The sequence below is a fragment of the Kitasatospora sp. NPDC048194 genome, from assembly GCF_043202455.1.
Lineage (GTDB): Bacteria > Actinomycetota > Actinomycetes > Streptomycetales > Streptomycetaceae > Kitasatospora.
The window spans coordinates 90,867-105,955 of sequence record NZ_JBIDAK010000019.1 but is presented as its reverse complement, the minus strand read 5'-3'; the positions used below and the strand labels follow the sequence as shown (position 1 = coordinate 105,955).

The window sequence follows — 15,089 nt, the reverse complement described above, 5'->3', positions numbered from 1 at the left end:
CCGGCAGTACCTGTATCGCCCGGGCGCTCTGCGGCACGATGGACGGCATGACAGTGCTGGAGGAGCTCCCCACCGCGTCGGACGGCCGCCACCGCCGCCGCACCGAGCTGGCCCGCTTCCTGAAGGCCTGCCGGGCGCGGGTGACCCCGGAGGACGTCGGCCTGCCGGCGGGGCCGCGCCGCCGTACGCCGGGGCTGCGCCGCGAGGAGGTCGCGCAGCTCGCCGGGGTCGGGGTCACCTGGTACACGTGGCTCGAACAGGGGCGTCCGATCAACGCGAGCGAACAGGTGCTGCTGGCGGTGGCCGGGGCGCTGCGGCTGGACGGCACCGAGCGCGAGCACCTGTTCCGACTGGCCGGGACGTCCCCCTCGCCGCTCGCCCAGGCCGCCCCGCCGGAGCTGAACCAGTCGATCCAGGTGATCCTGGACTCGCTCGCACCGCTGCCGGCGGCGGTCTCCAACACCCGGTTCGACGTCCTGGGCTACAACGAGCCGTACCGCCTGCTGTTCGGCGCCGAGCGGATGGGCCGGTTCCACGGGGTCGCCTTCAACACCCTCTGGTGCATGCTGACCGCGCCGTCGTGCTGCAACCCCTGCGGGAACCCCGACGAGACCCTGCCGCGGATGGTGGCGCTGCTGCGCTCGGCGTACGGCAAGCACGTCGGCGAGCCGGCCTGGGAGGCCCACGTGCAGCGGCTGTCGGCGCGCAGCGAGCTGTTCCGGCGGCTGTGGGAGCGCCAGGAGGTCGCGCCGGCGGAGACCCTGCTGCGGATCTTCCGCCACCCGAAGGTGGGCGTGCTGAACCTGAACGCCACCTATCTGACGATGCCGGGCGTGCCGGAGTGCTACATCGTGGTCTACGTCCCCGTGGCCGAGCAGGACCGCGAGCGGGTCGAGGCGCTCAACTCGCTGCCGCAGGGCGGCTGGGCGCACACCTGCCTGACCTGACCCCGCCGAGGTGGGCGCCGGGCAGCGCCCGGGCGAAACGCCGGAGGCCGCCACCCGGTGGGTGACGGCCTCCTGAACTGCTGTGGAGCTATGGGGAATTGAACCCCAGACCTCTTGCATGCCATGCAAGCGCTCTACCAACTGAGCTATAGCCCCGCGACGCGGGCGACCCTGGATTTCCACGACCGCCGATGCGGAGTGGAGCTATGGGGAATTGAACCCCAGACCTCTTGCATGCCATGCAAGCGCTCTACCAACTGAGCTATAGCCCCGCACTCGCCGGATCCCCCGCTTCCCTTCCGGGCCGCGTTCCCTCCGTGCGAACGAGGAAGACTCTAGCCGGTCAGGCCCGGAACTGCGAAATCCGCCCGGTCCGCGGCCCCTCCGCCGCTTCCCCACGACCTCCGGAGGACCCCCGAGGGCCTTCCCGGGAGGCTTCCGAGAAGTCTCCCGGGAAGGCCCTCGGAGAAGCCGCGGGGACCGGCGCCGGCCGGTGCCGCCCCGGGCCGGAGCCGTCGGGTGTCGCGCCGGGCCGGAGCCGTCAGGTGTCGTCGCCGATGACCGGCTGCGGGAGCGTGCCCGCGTTGTGCTCCAGCAGCCGCCAGCCGCGCGCCCCCTGGCCGAGCACCGACCAGCAGCAGTTGGACAGCCCGCCGAAGCACTCCCAGAGCGGGGGCTCCAGGCCGAGCAGCCGCCCGAGCATGGTGCGGATGGTGCCGCCGTGGCTGACCACGACCAGCGTGCCGTTCTCCGGCAGCTTGGCGGCCGCCTCCAGCACGACCGGCACCGAGCGGTCGGCGACCTCGGTGGACAGCTCCCCGCCGCCCCCGCGCCGCACCGGCTCCCCGGCCGCCCAGGCCGCGTACTCCTCCGGGTAGCGCTCGCGGATCTCGGCGTTGGTCAGGCCCTGCCAGGAGCCGGCGTAGGTCTCCCGCAGGCCCTCGTGGTGCTGCACGTCGAGCCCGGTGACCTTGGCCAGCTCCTCGGCGGTGCGCCGGGCGCGCTTGAGGTCCGAGGAGATCAGCAGGTCAGGGCGCAGGCCGGAGAGCAGCCGGGCCGCGCGCTGCGCCTGCAGCACGCCCTGGCCCGTCAGCTCGATGTCCGTGGTGCCCTGGAAGCGGGATTCGAGGTTCCAGGAGGTCTGGCCGTGCCGCCAGAAGACGATGCGCGGGCCCCGCGCCCCGCGGCTCAGTGCAGGTCCTCGGGCTTGCCGAAGTCGTCGGCCGGGGCGACGGCGTTGCCGGCCTCGTCGGTGATGGCGTCGGGACGGTTGCGCGAGGCCACGGCGTCCTCGGGCAGCGGCAGCTCGGGGCAGTCCTTCCAGAGCCGGTCCAGCGAGTAGAAGGAGCGCTCCTCGGAGTGCTGGACGTGCACCACGATGTCCAGGTAGTCGAGGAGGATCCAGCGGCCCTCGCGCTCGCCCTCGCGGCGCACCGGCTTGATGTCCAGCTGCTCGCGCAGCTGGTCCTCGATCTCCTCGGCGATCGAGCGGACCTGGCGGTCGTTGTTCGCGGAGGCGATCAGGAAGGCGTCGGTGATCGACAGCACCTCGCTGACGTCGAAGGCGATGATGTTGTGCGCGAGCTTGTCGGCCGCCGCCTGGGCGGCGACGGTGATGAGCTGCTGGCTGTGGTCGGTGACGGTCACGGTGTTCTTCCGGCTCGGCGGCTTGGGGCGGCCCCGGCACACGGCCGGGGGTCGCCTTCCAGGATCTCACGCCGCCCCGGCGGGCCCGGAACCGTTTTCCCGGGCCGCCGGGAGCAGGTGCGGTCGGCCGCCGGGACCGGGCGGGGTCGGCCACCGGCACCGGGCGGGGTCCGCCCCCGGCACCGGCCGGGCCCGGGACCGTTCTCCCGGGCCCCGGCATCGGGTGGCCTCGGCCCAGGCCCGGGCGGCCGCCGCTCTACTGCTTGGGCGGCTGGTAGTCCTTGCCGAGCACGACCACCAGGTCCGCGTTCTGGGCGTCGCCCACCTTCTTCACCGCCGAGTCCGGCAGCCCCAGGCTGGTCGCCAGCGACTTCGCCGCGGCCTGCCGCGCGTCGTCGGTGTAGCGGATCTCACTGGTGGCCTGGGCGGCGGTCTTGGCCCCGCCCGGGATGAAGGTCAGGCCCGAGTTGACGATCTGGACCTGTGCCGCGGCCGCGGCCGCGTCGTTGCCGGTGGCGTCCTGCAGGGAGACCCGGGCCGCCGCGTCGCCGGCCGCCGCGGACTTCACGGTGCCGCCGAGCACGTCCTTGACCTGCTTGCCGGCGGTCGCCTCGTCCAGGCTGCCGTCCGGCTTGACGGTCAGCGCGGTGGTGCCGAGGTGTCCGTCCTTCGCCTGCTGGGCGAGCTGGGCGAGCACGCCGGCGAGGGCGTCCTCGGGCAGGGACGGGTCGAGCACCGCGTTCATCCGGTGCACGTCGTCCTTGGCGTCCTTGAACTCGGTCGGCATGGTGCGCACCACCGCGTCCAGCACCTGCCCGAAGCGGGCCAGCTGGGCGTCCCGGTTCTCTCCGGGCCCCTGCAGGGTGGCGTAGGCGACCGCCGCCTTGCCGCTGAGCAGGGTGTTCTTGCCCGCGGCGGACAGCAGCTTGCCGTCCGGCTTGCCGCCCTCGTGGGTCTCCGCGTTGGTGTCCACCCGGACTCCGCCGAGCTGGGAGACCAGCATCTCCAGGTACGGGGTGTCCAGCCGCCAGGTGCCCGCCACCGGGGCGCCCAGCACGGTGGACAGGCCGTCGCGGGTCGCCGAGGCGCCGACCGCGTCCATGGCCTGGCCGACGGTGGTGACCGGCGGGTCGCCCGGACCGGGCAGCCGCAGGTTGTCGGGCAGCAGCAGCACCGTGCCCTTGTGTCCGGAGGCGTCGTTGACCAGCAGCGCGGTGGACACCTTGCCCTGCAGGTCGCGCAGGTGGACGACGTTGACCTGGCGGCCGCCGGCCGCCGCGGCGGCGGTCGGCTTGTCGCCGGTGAACCACAGGTAGCCGCCGACGCCGCCCGCCGCGAGCGCCACCGCCACGCCGAGCCCGATCAGCCGGTTGCGCAGCTTGCGGCGGCGCTCGGCGCGCACCTCGCTGCGCGACTCGGCGAACTTCAGCCAGTCGATGACGTCCTCGGACTCCTCCGCCTCCTCGTCGACGAAGGTGAACTCGCCCGTGGCGTAGCTGTCCTTGGGCGCCCGGGAGCCGGCCTTGCCGGACCGTGCCCCGGAGACCTGCTCGGAGGGCGGCTCGGGCTTGGCCGGGGGCGCCTCGGCGGCCGGCCGGCGCGGACGCGGCCGTGGCGGCGGCACCGCGGCGGGCGCGGGGGCGGCGGGTTCCCCCGGGGCGGCGGGAGCGGCGGGAGCGGGACCGGCGGCCCCGGGCTGCGGCTCGGCGGCCGGCGGCGCGGCGTCCCGGTACGGCTGCTGGTAGCCCTGGTGGTACCCCTGCTGCTGGTAACCGCCGTACGGGTCCTGGGTGTACACCGGCTGCCCGTACTGGTCGTACTGGTCGTACTGGTCGTACTGCGCCGGCTGCTGCTCGTACCCCTGCTGCTGCGGATACCCCTGGTAGGGCTGCTGGTACGGCTGCTCCTGGTACCCCTGCTCCTGCTGGTACCCCTGGTGGCCGGCGTAGGACCCCTGCCCGTACACCGGCTGCCCGTACTGGTCGTACTGCTCGTACTGGTCGTACTGCGCCGGCTGCTGCTCGTACCCCTGCTGCTGCGGATACCCGTGGTAGGGCTGCTGGTGCTGCCCGGTGGACCACTCCTCCGGCTGCTGCCCGTTGCGCTCGCTCATGCACCCACCTCGCTGCGCTCACTCACTGGCGCTCCCGGCTCAGGTCCCGTGCGGCGCGTACAGCGCCCGCTTGTCGATGTAGCGGACCACGCCGTCCGGGACGAGGTACCAGACGGGCTCGCCCTTGGCGACCCGGTTGCGGCAGTCCGTGGAGGAGATGGCCAGCGCCGGGACCTCCACCAGGGAGACCCCGCCCACCGGAAGCCCGGCGTCCGACAGAGTGTGCCCCGGGCGGGTGCATCCGATGAAGTGGGCCAGCGAGAAGAGCTCGTCGGAGTCGCGCCAGGACAGGATCTGGGCGAGCGCGTCGGCGCCGGTGATGAAGAAGAGGTCGGCGTCCGGGTGCAGGGCGTGGAGGTCGCGCAGGGTGTCGACGGTGTACGTCGGGCCCTCGCGGTCGATGTCGATCCGGCTGACCGAGAACTGCGGGTTCTCGGCGGTGGCGATGACCGTCATCAGGTAGCGGTCCTCGGCCGGGCTGACCTGCCGGTCGCTCTTCTGCCAGGGCTGCCCGGTCGGGACGAAGATCACCTCGTCCAGGTGGAACGCGCTCGCCACCTCACTGGCGGCGACCAGGTGGCCGTGGTGGATCGGGTCGAACGTCCCGCCCATCACGCCGAGGCGCTTCTTCACCGGTTCCGGTCCGCCGGGGGTCCCGGCCTGCTCTCCCATGCCGCCACACCTTACGCGACGCCCGTTACGGTGCGGGAACGGCCGGGTGGGGGTTGCCCGCAGATGCGTGAGGGAGCGGCCGGCCCGGTGGCCGGACGCTCCCCGAGCGGTCCGTGGACGCGGCTCAGCGGTCCCGGTTGAAGCGGGTGGTGATGAAGAGCAGGAGCAGCAGGATGAACAGCGCGGCGCCACCCGTCAGGGCCGGGTTCAGGCTGTCGTGGTTGCCCCCCTCGCCCTCGGCGAGCAGGTTCATAACGGGGAGTGCGGCAGCAGCAGTGCTCATGGTCGGCGGGACCTTCTCGGCTCGGTGAACGGACCTGGGGGTGGTTCCGGGCCGGTGAGGGCCCACCCGTCATCGTACGGTGGGCCGCCCGGCAACCGCTCGGCGGCCCACCGCCACTGACCGGGCGTGAGCCCGCGGGAGCCGGCGGGGCCGACTACCGGCCGCTGCGGAAGGCGCGGGCCATGGCCCAGACCAGCAGGCCGACCCCGACGAAGGACGCGATCATGATGATCCGCAGGAACAGGCCCGGGCCGGCCTCGCCGGAGATGGGGGCGGCCAGGCTGACCAGCGCGTCGGTGGACATCTGAGGGCTCCTCGAACTGCTCGCTACCGCGGCCGGGTCCGGTCTCGGTTCCAGGTCATTCAGGGTAAACCCGCCTCACACCGGCGCGACTCACCGACCCCTGCCGCCCGGTCCGCCCACCGCCCCCTGCTGCCCGCTCCGCCCGCCGCGTACGCTGCCCCGGGGACGAGTACGCAACCGCGGACGTTGCACAGACAGTCGTTTCAGGCGAAGAGCAGCGGGGGGCCGGCACCGGGCCGGGGCCGCCGTTCGACCAGGAGGTACTCAGACCATGACCGACACGTTCGAGAAGACCCCGAGCCGGCGCCGTCAGCGCTTCCCGGAGATCTCCACCCGGGCCTGGGAGCACCCCGCCGACCGTTCGGCCCTGGTCGCCCTGCGCAGGCTCTCGGGCTTCGACGACGTCCTGAAGAAGCTCGCCGGGCTGGTCTCCGAGCGCGCGATCCGGCTGATGTTCCTGGCCACGGCGGTGAAGACCTCCGAGCGCCAGTTCCCCGAGCTGTACGACATGGTGCGCGACGCGGCCTACGCGCTCGACCTGGACCAGGTGCCGGACCTGTACGTGACCCAGGACCCGACGGCCAACGCGTACACCATCGGCATCGACACGCCGATCATCGTGATCACCAGCGGCCTGGTCGAGCTGCTGGACGAGGAGGAGCTGCGCTCCGTCATCGGCCACGAGGTCGGTCACGCGATGTCCGGGCACGCCGTCTACCGGACGATGCTGATGATCCTCACCAACATCGCCACCCGGATCGCCTGGGTGCCGCTCGGCAACCTGGCGATCATGGCCCTGGTCACCGCGCTCAAGGAGTGGTTCCGCAAGGCCGAGCTGTCCAGCGACCGGGCCGGGCTGCTGGCCGGGCAGGACCTCCAGGCGTCCATGCGGGCCCTGATGAAGCTGGCCGGCGGGCACGACCTCGGCGAGATGAACGTCGACGCCTTCCTCGAGCAGGCGGAGGAGTACGAGAAGGCCGGCGACCTGCGCGACGGCGTGCTCAAGCTGCTCCAGCTGCTGCCGCAGACCCACCCGTTCGCGGTGGTCCGGGTCGCCCAGCTGAAGAAGTGGGCGGAGAGCGACGAGTACCGCTCGATCCTGGCCGGCGCCTACCCGCGCCGCTCGGACGACCGGGACGCCTCGGTCGGCGAGCAGTGGAAGGCGGCCGCCGAGCACTACACGACCTCGGTGAAGGAGAGCAAGGACCCGCTGATGGGCCTGCTGCGGGACGTGGCCGACGGCGCCGCCAGCGTCGGCGGCAAGCTGCGCGACACCTTCACCGGCGCCGGCCGCGGACCGGCCGCGGACCGCGACGGCAGCTGAGCCGTACCGGCGCCACGGCGGCCGGGGCCCGACCGGGGTCACGGCCGCCGTGGCGCCGAGCGGCTGCGGCCACCGCCGCGGCCCGCCACCGCCACCGCCGCCGGGCCGGTCAGCCTCCCGCCAGCACCCCGCACACCTGCCAGGCCGGCCGCGCGTGGTTGCCCGGATCGACCGGCGGCGGCGGCGCCACCACGGTGCCCTGCGCGGTGGCCAGCACCGGCCGCAGGAAGTCCGCCATCGAGGCGGTGCACGGCGCCGGCCCGGCCTGCACCACCGAGTCCACCAGCCGCAGCTGCGCCGAGGCCAGGTCCACCCGGTCGAACTGGAAGGTCAGCTCGCGCCGCACCGTCTCCAGGGTGACCGGCGACCCGGCGGGCGCCCCGGCCGGCTTCAGCGCGTAGACGAAGGTGTGGTCGGTGGTGATCTGCAGGGTGCCGCTGTCCGCCTCGTCGATCCGCATCGCGCCGACCACCTTCACGGTCTCCGAGGCCAGTGCCACCTGCGCCGGGTCGAAGCGGACCAGCCAGCCGGTCAGCGCGTGGTGCCGGTCGTCCACCGGCTGGGCCACGCCGGCGTCGAACTCCGCCTGCTCACCCGGCGTGACGAAGGCCCGTACGCTCGCGGTGTCCCCCTGCACCAGCGCCGCCGGCGACAGCGAGGAGGCGATCAGGTAGCGCTGCACGGTGTCCAGCGCCTTGGTCACCTCGACCCGGCTGAAGTGCTCGGTGGCGGCCCCGGCCGGGGTGTTCAGGCCGACCGCCCCGTCGCCGTAGCCGGCCGGCAGCGCGGCGAACGGGTTCGCCGGGTCGGCCACCGGGTGCACGGCCGAAGCCGGACTCAACGCGACCAGGCTGACGGTCAGTTGACTGCCCTCGGGCCGCGCCGGAACGCCCTTCGGCGAGTTCACCCCGAAGTACACCGCCGCCCCGAAGGCCAGCAGCACGAGCAGCAGCAGGGCCAATGCCTGGCGCGGGACGGTGCCCAGCGGGCCGAGCCGGACCCGCGGCCGGGTGGCCTTGCCGAAGGAGCCCGCGAGGCGCTCACGGGCGGAGAGTTCCTGGATCCGGGCAGCCCGCACGAACGATTCGTCGAACACGACGGACCGGAATTCGTCCTCGTTGCCGGAACCGCCCTCGGGCGTACCCTCAGGAGGCTCGCGCGGGTCACCCATGACACCAGGGTAGGCGTACACCGGCCCCGCTACGAGGGCCCCTGCGCAGATTGCCGGGGGCACCGCGCGACCGCCCGCCCCGGGCGTACGCCCCCGACTACGGCAGCGCGACCCGGCCCGGTGTCGGCGGGTGCTGTCCGGCCGTGCGGTCTATCCGGCCGGTGCGGTGACCACCAGTGACGGCTCCGCCGGGGCGGGCCCCGGGTCCACCCCCGCGCTGCTGCTGCCGGACTCCGGGCGCCGCGGCGCGCCGCCCACGCCCTGGGAGATCGCCGCGACGGCCACCGCCACCAGGCTCACGCCCATGATCACGGCGAGCACCCAGGCGACCGGCCGGTGCCAGCGCTGCTGGGCCACGTACCGCCCGCGGGCGCGCACCGGATCGTAGCGGCGCCACCGGCTGCGGGACCGGCGGGAGCCCGCCCGGCCCGGCCCCGACCACGGGTCCGGATAGAGGTGGTCCTCGTCGAGCCCGCTCGGGTACGGGCGCAGCTCCAGCGGCAGCCCGTCACCGGCCGAGACGTCATAGCCCCAGCCCGGTCCCGCGGTGTCCGGCTCGAACCGCGCCTCGGCTGCGGCGAGCTGCCGCTCCTTGGCCGTCGGCTCGTGCACGGCGGCGGACCGGACGAAGGCCTCATCGAAGACCACGGTGGCGAACTCGTCGTCCGCACCACCGTGGTCGGCGCCGTCGGGGTACGGCAAGCCCCCCACATCGTCAGCCACGGGCTCAGCGTATTACCGGCCGGGCGATTTGTCTGTGGCTCAGGGCAGTTGGTCCGGCACTCGTGTGACGGGCGCCCCGGGAACCCGGCTCAGCGGGCGTCCGCGCCCCCGCCCACGGTCTGTGCCGCCTCGCCGCGGACGTGCCCGTCACCAGTGACGATGTACTTGGTGCTGGTCAGCTCGGGCAGGCCCATCGGGCCGCGGGCGTGCAGCTTCTGGGTGGAGATGCCGATCTCCGCGCCGAAGCCGAACTCACCGCCGTCGGTGAACCGGGTGGAGGCGTTGACGGCCACCGTGGTCGAGTCCACCAGCTGGGTGAAGCGGCGGGCGGCCGCCTGCGACGTGGTGACGATCGCCTCGGTGTGGCCGGAGGACCAGCGGCGGATGTGCTCGACCGCGGCGTCCAGCGAGGGCACCACGGCCGCGGCCAGGTCGTACGAGAGGTACTCCGCGCCCCAGTCCTCCTCGGTGGCCGGGACGACGGTGGCGGTGCTGCCCTCGGCGGCCTTGAGCACCGCCTCGTCGCCGTGCACCGTCACGCCGGCCTCGGCCAGGGCGGCCAGCGCCAACGGCAGGAAGGCGTCCGCGACGTCCTGGTGCACCAGCAGCGTCTCGGCCGAGTTGCAGACGCTGACCCGCTGCGCCTTGGAGTTCAGCAGGATGCCGACGGCCATCGCCAGATCGGTCTGCGCGTCCACGTACACGTGGCAGTTGCCGGTGCCCGTCTCGATCACCGGGACGGTCGAGCCCTCGACCACGGCGCGGATCAGGGAGGCGCCGCCGCGCGGGATGAGCACGTCGACGAGGCCGCGGGCGCGCATCAGCTCCTGCACCGAGTCCCGGCTCTCCCCCGGCACCAGCTGGACGACGTCGGCCGGCAGCCCGGCCGCGGCGACGGCGTCCCGCAGCACCGCGACCATCGCCGTGTTGGAGCGGTAGGCCGAGGCGGAACCGCGCAGCAGCACCGCGTTGCCGGACTTCAGGCAGAGCGCGGCGGCGTCCGCCGTGACGTTCGGCCGGGCCTCGTAGATGATGCCGACCACGCCAAGCGGCACCCGCACCTGGCGCACGTCCAGGCCGTTCGGCAGCGTGTAGCCGCGCACCACCTCGCCGACCGGGTCGGGCAGGCCGGCCACGTCGCGCACGTCGGAGGCGATCGCGGCGATCCGCTCCTCGTTCAGCGTCAGCCGGTCGATCACCGACTCCGCGGTGCCCGCCTCGCGGGCCCGGGCCACGTCCTCGGCGTTCGCCTCGATGATCTCGGCACCGCGGGCGACCAGCGCGTCCGCGATCGACAGCAGCGCGGCGTCCTTGGTGCCGCGCGGCAGCGGGGCGAGCACGGCGGCGGCCTCCCGGGCACGGCGCGCTACGGCGAGGACGGGGCTGTCGGCGGTGGCGAGGTCGCTGGTCATGCCGCCAAGGGTAGCGACTGCGGCCGCCCCGCCCCGCCGCCGTTTCGCCATCCGAACAGCCTCCCGGGACACCGCGGCACGGGTACCCGGGCAGGCCTGCCTCTCGCCACGGGCCCGCCCCTTGCCACGGCGGCCCGATGCTCAGTACGGGTGCACGCCGCCCAGTTGCGGCGGCGGATCGCCGAAGCCCTCCGCCACCCGCTTGTGGTACGTCGCCCGGTCGACCACCTCCAGGCCGACGATCTCCCACGGCGGCAGGTTCGCGGTCACCTTGTGCTCCCCCCACAGCCGCAGCGCGATCGCCGCCGCGTCGTGCAGGTCCCGGGCCTGCTCCCAGTACCGGATCTCGGCGTGGTCGGTCGCGTACCGGGCGGTCAGGAAGAACGAGTGGTCGTGCGCCAGCCGTTCCAGCGAGGCGCGCAGCGCGGGCAGCGGAGTGGCCTGCCCGGCCACGCTCAGCACCACGTGCCACAGCCGCGCCTGTTCGGGCACCCCGGGCGGATCCGCCGACTCCGCGCGCCGCGGCCGCGCCCCGCGCACCCCGGGCCCCTGTGGCGGCGGACCGGCCGGCTCGGCGGGGCCGTCCCCGCGTCCGCCGTCGATGCTGGTCAGCCGCCGGCCCGCCGTCCCTCCGGTCAGCGCTGCCTCGCGCCTGCGTTCCACCGGCGGCCTCCTGTTCGGCGATGTCCTGTCGTCCCCACCGGCCCGTCGGCCCACGGCCGACGGGTGCGGCTGCGCCCCTCCTCGCCGCGGCCGGGCCGCTCCCGGTACGGAGCGGCCCGCCGGCCGCGCTCCGCCGAACGGCCGGTGCCGGCCGATCGGCCGGTCAGCCGCGCAGAACGACCAGGTCGTCGCGGTGGACGACCTCGCGCTCGTACGCGGCGCCGAACTCCTGGGCCAGGTCACGGGTGGACCGGCCGAGCAGGCGGGGCAACTCCCTCGCATCAAAGTTGACCAGCCCGCGGGCCACGATGTGGCCGTTTTCGGCAAGAAGGTCCACCGGATCACCCGCGGCGAAGTCCCCGTCGACCCTGGTGACCCCGGCCGGGAGCAGCGAGGCCCCGCCGGAGACGACGGCCTCCACCGCCCCCGCGTCCAGGTGCAGGGCGCCGCGCGGGCTGCTCGCGTGGGCCAGCCAGAGCATCCGGTCGGAGGTGCGGCTGCCGGTGCGCCGGAAGAGCGTTCCGGTGGGCCGTCCGGCCAGCGCCTCGGCGGCGTGGCTGGCCGCGGTGAGCACCACGGGGATGCCCGCGCCGGTCGCGATCCGGGCCGCCTCGACCTTGGTGACCATGCCGCCGGTGCCCACGCCGGCCTTGCCCGCGCTGCCGATCTCGATGCCGTCGAGGTCGTGCGGGCCGCTCACCTCGGCGATCCGGCTGGTGCCGGGCTTGGACGGGTCGCCGTCGTAGAGGCCGTCCACGTCGGAGAGCAGCACCAGCAGGTCGGCCCGGACCAGGTGGGCGACCAGGGCGGCCAGCCGGTCGTTGTCCCCGAACTTGATTTCGGCGGTGGCGACGGTGTCGTTCTCGTTGACGACCGGCATCGCGCCCATCGCCAGCAACTGGTCCAGCGTGCGGTACGCGTTGCGGTAGTGGGTGCGCCGACTGGCGTCCTCGGCGGTGAGGAGCACCTGGCCGACCCGGATGCCGTAGCGGGCGAAGGAGGCGGTGTACCGCGCGACCAGCAGCCCCTGGCCGACGCTGGCCGCGGCCTGCTGGCGGGCCAGGTCCTTGGGGCGCCTGTCGAGTCCGAGCGGGGCGAGTCCGGCGGCGATGGCGCCGGAGGAGACGAGGACGACCTCGGGCGCTCCTGGTCGGGCGCGCACCTTGGCGAGCGCGTCCACCAGGGCGTCGACCCGGTCGGCGTCCAGGCCGCCGGCCGCCGTGGTGAGTGAGGAGGAGCCGACCTTGACCACGATCCGGCGTGCGGTCAGCACCTCCTCCCGCAGTGAGTCCTCGCTCATCTCGCTGTACGCCCTTCCGGTGTGGTGCGGGTGCGGCGGGCCGGGCCCGGCCGTCAATCCCGCAATCTACGCGATCCGCGCAGGTCGCCCGCAGGGTGTTTCACCGGGTGGACCGGGCCGGGCCGCGGTCCCGCCCCGACCGGGCCACCGATCCGACCTTCCGATAACGCTCGTGACGCTCCGTCAGATCTGGTGGCCCGTCATCGGCGGACGGCGCAGCGGCCGGGCCGCGCCGGACGGACGCGGACGGCCCCGCCACCCGGGACAGGTGGCGGGGCCGTCCGCCGAGCCGGCACGCGGCTCAGCACTCCTCGCGCGTGGGCGCGGCTTCCGGTCAGTCCTCGTCGTCGCCCTCGATGGCGGACTGGCGGCCGCTGGAGAGCGCCTCGAAGGCGAGGAACTCCGCCTCGGCGGCGTCCCGGCCCTTCTGCTTCTCGCGGCGGCGGTCGACCGCCGGGCGCGGGCTCTCGAAGCGGTGGTCCTCACCGCGGCGGCCGAGCATCTCGGCGCCGGCGGCCATGGTCGGCTCCCAGTCGAAGACGACGGCGTTCTCCTCGGGGCCGATGATGACGGTGTCACCCTCCTGCGCCCCGACCTTCCACAGCTGCTCCTCGACACCGAGGCGGGCGAGCCGGTCGGCGAGGTAGCCGACGGCCTCGTCGTTCGAGAAGTCGGTCTGGCGGACCCAGCGCTCCGGCTTGACGCCGCGGATGCGGTAGGCGCCGTCCTCCTCGGTAATGGTGAAGCCCGCGTCGTCCACGGCCTTGGGCCGCAGCACGATCCGGGTGGACTCCTCGGCGGGCTTGGCGGCGCGCGCCTCGGCGACGATCTTCGCCACGGCGAAGCTCAGCTCGCGCAGGCCCTTGCGGGAGGCGGCGGAGACCTCGAACACCTGGTAGCCGCGCTCCTCCAGCGAGGCCCGGGTGAGGTCGGCGATGTCCTGGCCGTCCGGGACGTCCACCTTGTTGAGCGCGACCAGGCGCGGACGGTCCTCCAGGCCGCCGTACTCGGCGAGCTCGGCCTCGATGGTCTCCAGGTCGCTCAGCGGGTCGCGGCCGGGCTCGAGGGTGGCGCAGTCCAGGACGTGCACCAGCACCGAGCAGCGCTCGACGTGCCGCAGGAACTCCAGGCCGAGGCCGCGGCCCTGGCTGGCGCCCGGGATCAGGCCCGGCACGTCGGCGATGGTGTAGACGGTGTCGCCGGCGGTGACCACGCCGAGGTTCGGGACCAGGGTGGTGAACGGGTAGTCCGCGATCTTCGGCTTGGCGGCGGAGAGCACCGAGATCAGCGAGGACTTGCCGGCGCTCGGGTAGCCCACCAGGGCCACGTCGGCGACGGACTTGAGCTCCATCACGATGTCGCGGGCCTCGCCGGGCTCGCCGAGCAGCGCGAAGCCCGGGGCCTTGCGGCGGGCCGAGGCGAGCGCGGCGTTGCCGAGGCCGCCGCGGCCGCCCTGGGCGGCGACGAAGCTGGTGCCGTGGCCGACCAGGTCGGCCAGCACGTTGCCCTGGCGGTCCAGGACGACGGTGCCGTCCGGCACCAGCAGGACGAGGTCCTCGCCGTCCGCGCCGGTGCGGTGGCCGCCCGCACCCGGCTTGCCGTTGGTGGCCTTGCGCTTGGGCGAGTGGTGGTACTCCAGCAGGGTGGTGACCTGCGAGTCCACGGTGAGGATGACGCTGCCGCCCTCACCGCCGTTGCCGCCGTCCGGGCCGCCGAGCGGCTTGAACTTCTCCCGGTGCACGGAGGCGCAGCCGTGGCCCCCGTTACCCGCGGCGACGTGAAGTTCGACGCGGTCCACGAAGGTGGTCATGGGTGTGCCTCCAGTGCGGATGAGTTGGCTTGCTTGCTGCGTAAAGCGCGAAGGGCGGACCGGAACATTCCGGCCCACCCTTCGCTGTGGGTCGCTAGGCGACCCGGGAGTCCGCGGGGACTCAGGCCTCGACGGCCACGATGTTGACGACCTTGCGGCCGCGACGGTTGCCGAACTGGACGGCACCGGCGGTCAGCGCGAACAGGGTGTCGTCGCCACCGCGACCGACGCCCGCACCCGGGTGGAAGTGGGTGCCACGCTGGCGGACGAGGATCTCGCCGGCCGAGACGACCTGGCCGCCGAAGCGCTTCACGCCGAGGCGCTGGGCGTTCGAGTCACGGCCGTTACGGGTAGAGCTTGCGCCCTTCTTGTGTGCCATATCTCGCTAACCCCTTACTTGCTGACCGAGTCGATGCTGGTGATGCGCACCGCGGTGTGCTTCTGACGGTGACCCTGACGACGGCGGTAGCCGGTCTTGTTCTTGTAGCGCAGGATGACGATCTTGTCGCCCTTGGTCTGGTCGACCACCTCGGCGTGAGCCTTCACGCCGGCCAGGACCCACGGGTCGGAGGTGACGGCGTCACCGTCGACGACCAGGATGGTCGAGAGCTCGACCGAGTCACCCGGCTTGGCCTCGATACGGTCAATCTCCAGCACGTCGCCGACGGCGACCTTGTGCTGGCGGCCGCCTGCGCGAACGATCGCGTACATGCGGTACCC

At 73.7% G+C, this 15,089-nt stretch carries 16 protein-coding genes and 2 tRNA genes; 2 read left to right on the top strand and 16 right to left on the bottom strand.

The window, feature by feature from the left end; all coding sequences use genetic code 11:
* Nucleotides 1-47: 47 nt before the first annotated feature.
* Complete coding sequence (locus tag ACGF07_RS22825; protein ID WP_392901511.1) at nt 48-947, top strand: helix-turn-helix transcriptional regulator; 900 nt, start codon at nt 48-50, stop codon at nt 945-947.
* A gap of 83 nt (nt 948-1,030) precedes the next feature.
* Here ACGF07_RS22825 and ACGF07_RS22820 read toward each other — a convergent pair.
* The 8 genes from ACGF07_RS22820 to ACGF07_RS22785 form a co-directional block, all read right to left on the bottom strand.
* Nucleotides 1,031-1,103 (bottom strand) — tRNA-Ala (locus ACGF07_RS22820).
* A 43-nt stretch (nt 1,104-1,146) separates the two neighbouring features.
* Nucleotides 1,147-1,219, bottom strand: a tRNA-Ala gene (locus ACGF07_RS22815).
* A 269-nt stretch (nt 1,220-1,488) separates the two neighbouring features.
* Nucleotides 1,489-2,139, bottom strand: a complete 651-nt coding sequence (locus ACGF07_RS22810; protein ID WP_350749316.1) for a histidine phosphatase family protein — start codon at nt 2,137-2,139, stop codon at nt 1,489-1,491.
* On the bottom strand, nt 2,136-2,594 hold the full coding sequence (gene rsfS, locus ACGF07_RS22805; RefSeq protein ID WP_350749314.1) for a ribosome silencing factor: 459 nt from the start codon (nt 2,592-2,594) through the stop codon (nt 2,136-2,138). Before rsfS ends, ACGF07_RS22810 begins: the two co-directional genes overlap by 4 nt.
* A gap of 256 nt (nt 2,595-2,850) precedes the next feature.
* Nucleotides 2,851-4,707: a LytR C-terminal domain-containing protein gene (locus tag ACGF07_RS22800; RefSeq protein ID WP_392901509.1), complete on the bottom strand. Its 1,857-nt coding sequence runs from the start codon at nt 4,705-4,707 to the stop codon at nt 2,851-2,853.
* A gap of 39 nt (nt 4,708-4,746) precedes the next feature.
* Nucleotides 4,747-5,379: a nicotinate-nucleotide adenylyltransferase gene (gene nadD, locus ACGF07_RS22795; protein ID WP_350749308.1), complete on the bottom strand. Its 633-nt coding sequence runs from the start codon at nt 5,377-5,379 to the stop codon at nt 4,747-4,749.
* A 124-nt stretch (nt 5,380-5,503) separates the two neighbouring features.
* Complete coding sequence (locus ACGF07_RS22790; RefSeq protein ID WP_350749306.1) at nt 5,504-5,662, bottom strand: hypothetical protein; 159 nt, start codon at nt 5,660-5,662, stop codon at nt 5,504-5,506.
* A 154-nt stretch (nt 5,663-5,816) separates the two neighbouring features.
* Entirely contained in the window at nt 5,817-5,966 is a 150-nt protein-coding gene (locus ACGF07_RS22785; protein WP_392901507.1) for a hypothetical protein, read from the bottom strand.
* 271 nt (nt 5,967-6,237) lie between these two features.
* Here ACGF07_RS22785 and ACGF07_RS22780 point away from each other — a divergent pair, with 271 nt between their 5' ends.
* Nucleotides 6,238-7,290, top strand: a complete 1,053-nt coding sequence (locus ACGF07_RS22780; protein ID WP_350749300.1) for a M48 family metallopeptidase — start codon at nt 6,238-6,240, stop codon at nt 7,288-7,290.
* Nucleotides 7,291-7,399: 109 nt separating this feature from the next.
* Here ACGF07_RS22780 and ACGF07_RS22775 read toward each other — a convergent pair whose 3' ends face one another.
* The 8 genes from ACGF07_RS22775 to rplU form a co-directional block, all read right to left on the bottom strand.
* Nucleotides 7,400-8,461, bottom strand: coding sequence for a hypothetical protein (locus ACGF07_RS22775; RefSeq protein ID WP_350746953.1), 1,062 nt, complete (start codon nt 8,459-8,461; stop codon nt 7,400-7,402).
* A gap of 150 nt (nt 8,462-8,611) precedes the next feature.
* Nucleotides 8,612-9,184: a hypothetical protein gene (locus ACGF07_RS22770; RefSeq protein WP_392901505.1), complete on the bottom strand. Its 573-nt coding sequence runs from the start codon at nt 9,182-9,184 to the stop codon at nt 8,612-8,614.
* A gap of 89 nt (nt 9,185-9,273) precedes the next feature.
* Nucleotides 9,274-10,596 (bottom strand): glutamate-5-semialdehyde dehydrogenase, encoded by a 1,323-nt coding sequence (locus tag ACGF07_RS22765; protein WP_392901503.1) that lies wholly within the window; start codon nt 10,594-10,596, stop codon nt 9,274-9,276.
* 141 nt (nt 10,597-10,737) lie between these two features.
* Entirely contained in the window at nt 10,738-11,259 is a 522-nt protein-coding gene (locus ACGF07_RS22760; RefSeq protein ID WP_350746961.1) for a hypothetical protein, read from the bottom strand.
* Nucleotides 11,260-11,422: 163 nt separating this feature from the next.
* Complete coding sequence (gene proB / locus ACGF07_RS22755) at nt 11,423-12,559, bottom strand: glutamate 5-kinase (protein ID WP_350746963.1); 1,137 nt, start codon at nt 12,557-12,559, stop codon at nt 11,423-11,425.
* Between the two features lie 334 nt (nt 12,560-12,893).
* The gene (gene obgE / locus ACGF07_RS22750) at nt 12,894-14,369 is read right to left on the bottom strand and encodes a GTPase ObgE (RefSeq protein ID WP_350746966.1); all 1,476 of its coding nucleotides are present in this window, start codon (nt 14,367-14,369) and stop codon (nt 12,894-12,896) included.
* A 121-nt stretch (nt 14,370-14,490) separates the two neighbouring features.
* The gene (gene rpmA / locus ACGF07_RS22745; protein WP_030058248.1) at nt 14,491-14,748 is read right to left on the bottom strand and encodes a 50S ribosomal protein L27; all 258 of its coding nucleotides are present in this window, start codon (nt 14,746-14,748) and stop codon (nt 14,491-14,493) included.
* Nucleotides 14,749-14,762: 14 nt separating this feature from the next.
* Nucleotides 14,763-15,080, bottom strand: a complete 318-nt coding sequence (rplU, locus tag ACGF07_RS22740) for a 50S ribosomal protein L21 (protein ID WP_030233759.1) — start codon at nt 15,078-15,080, stop codon at nt 14,763-14,765.
* Nucleotides 15,081-15,089: the final 9 nt, after the last annotated feature.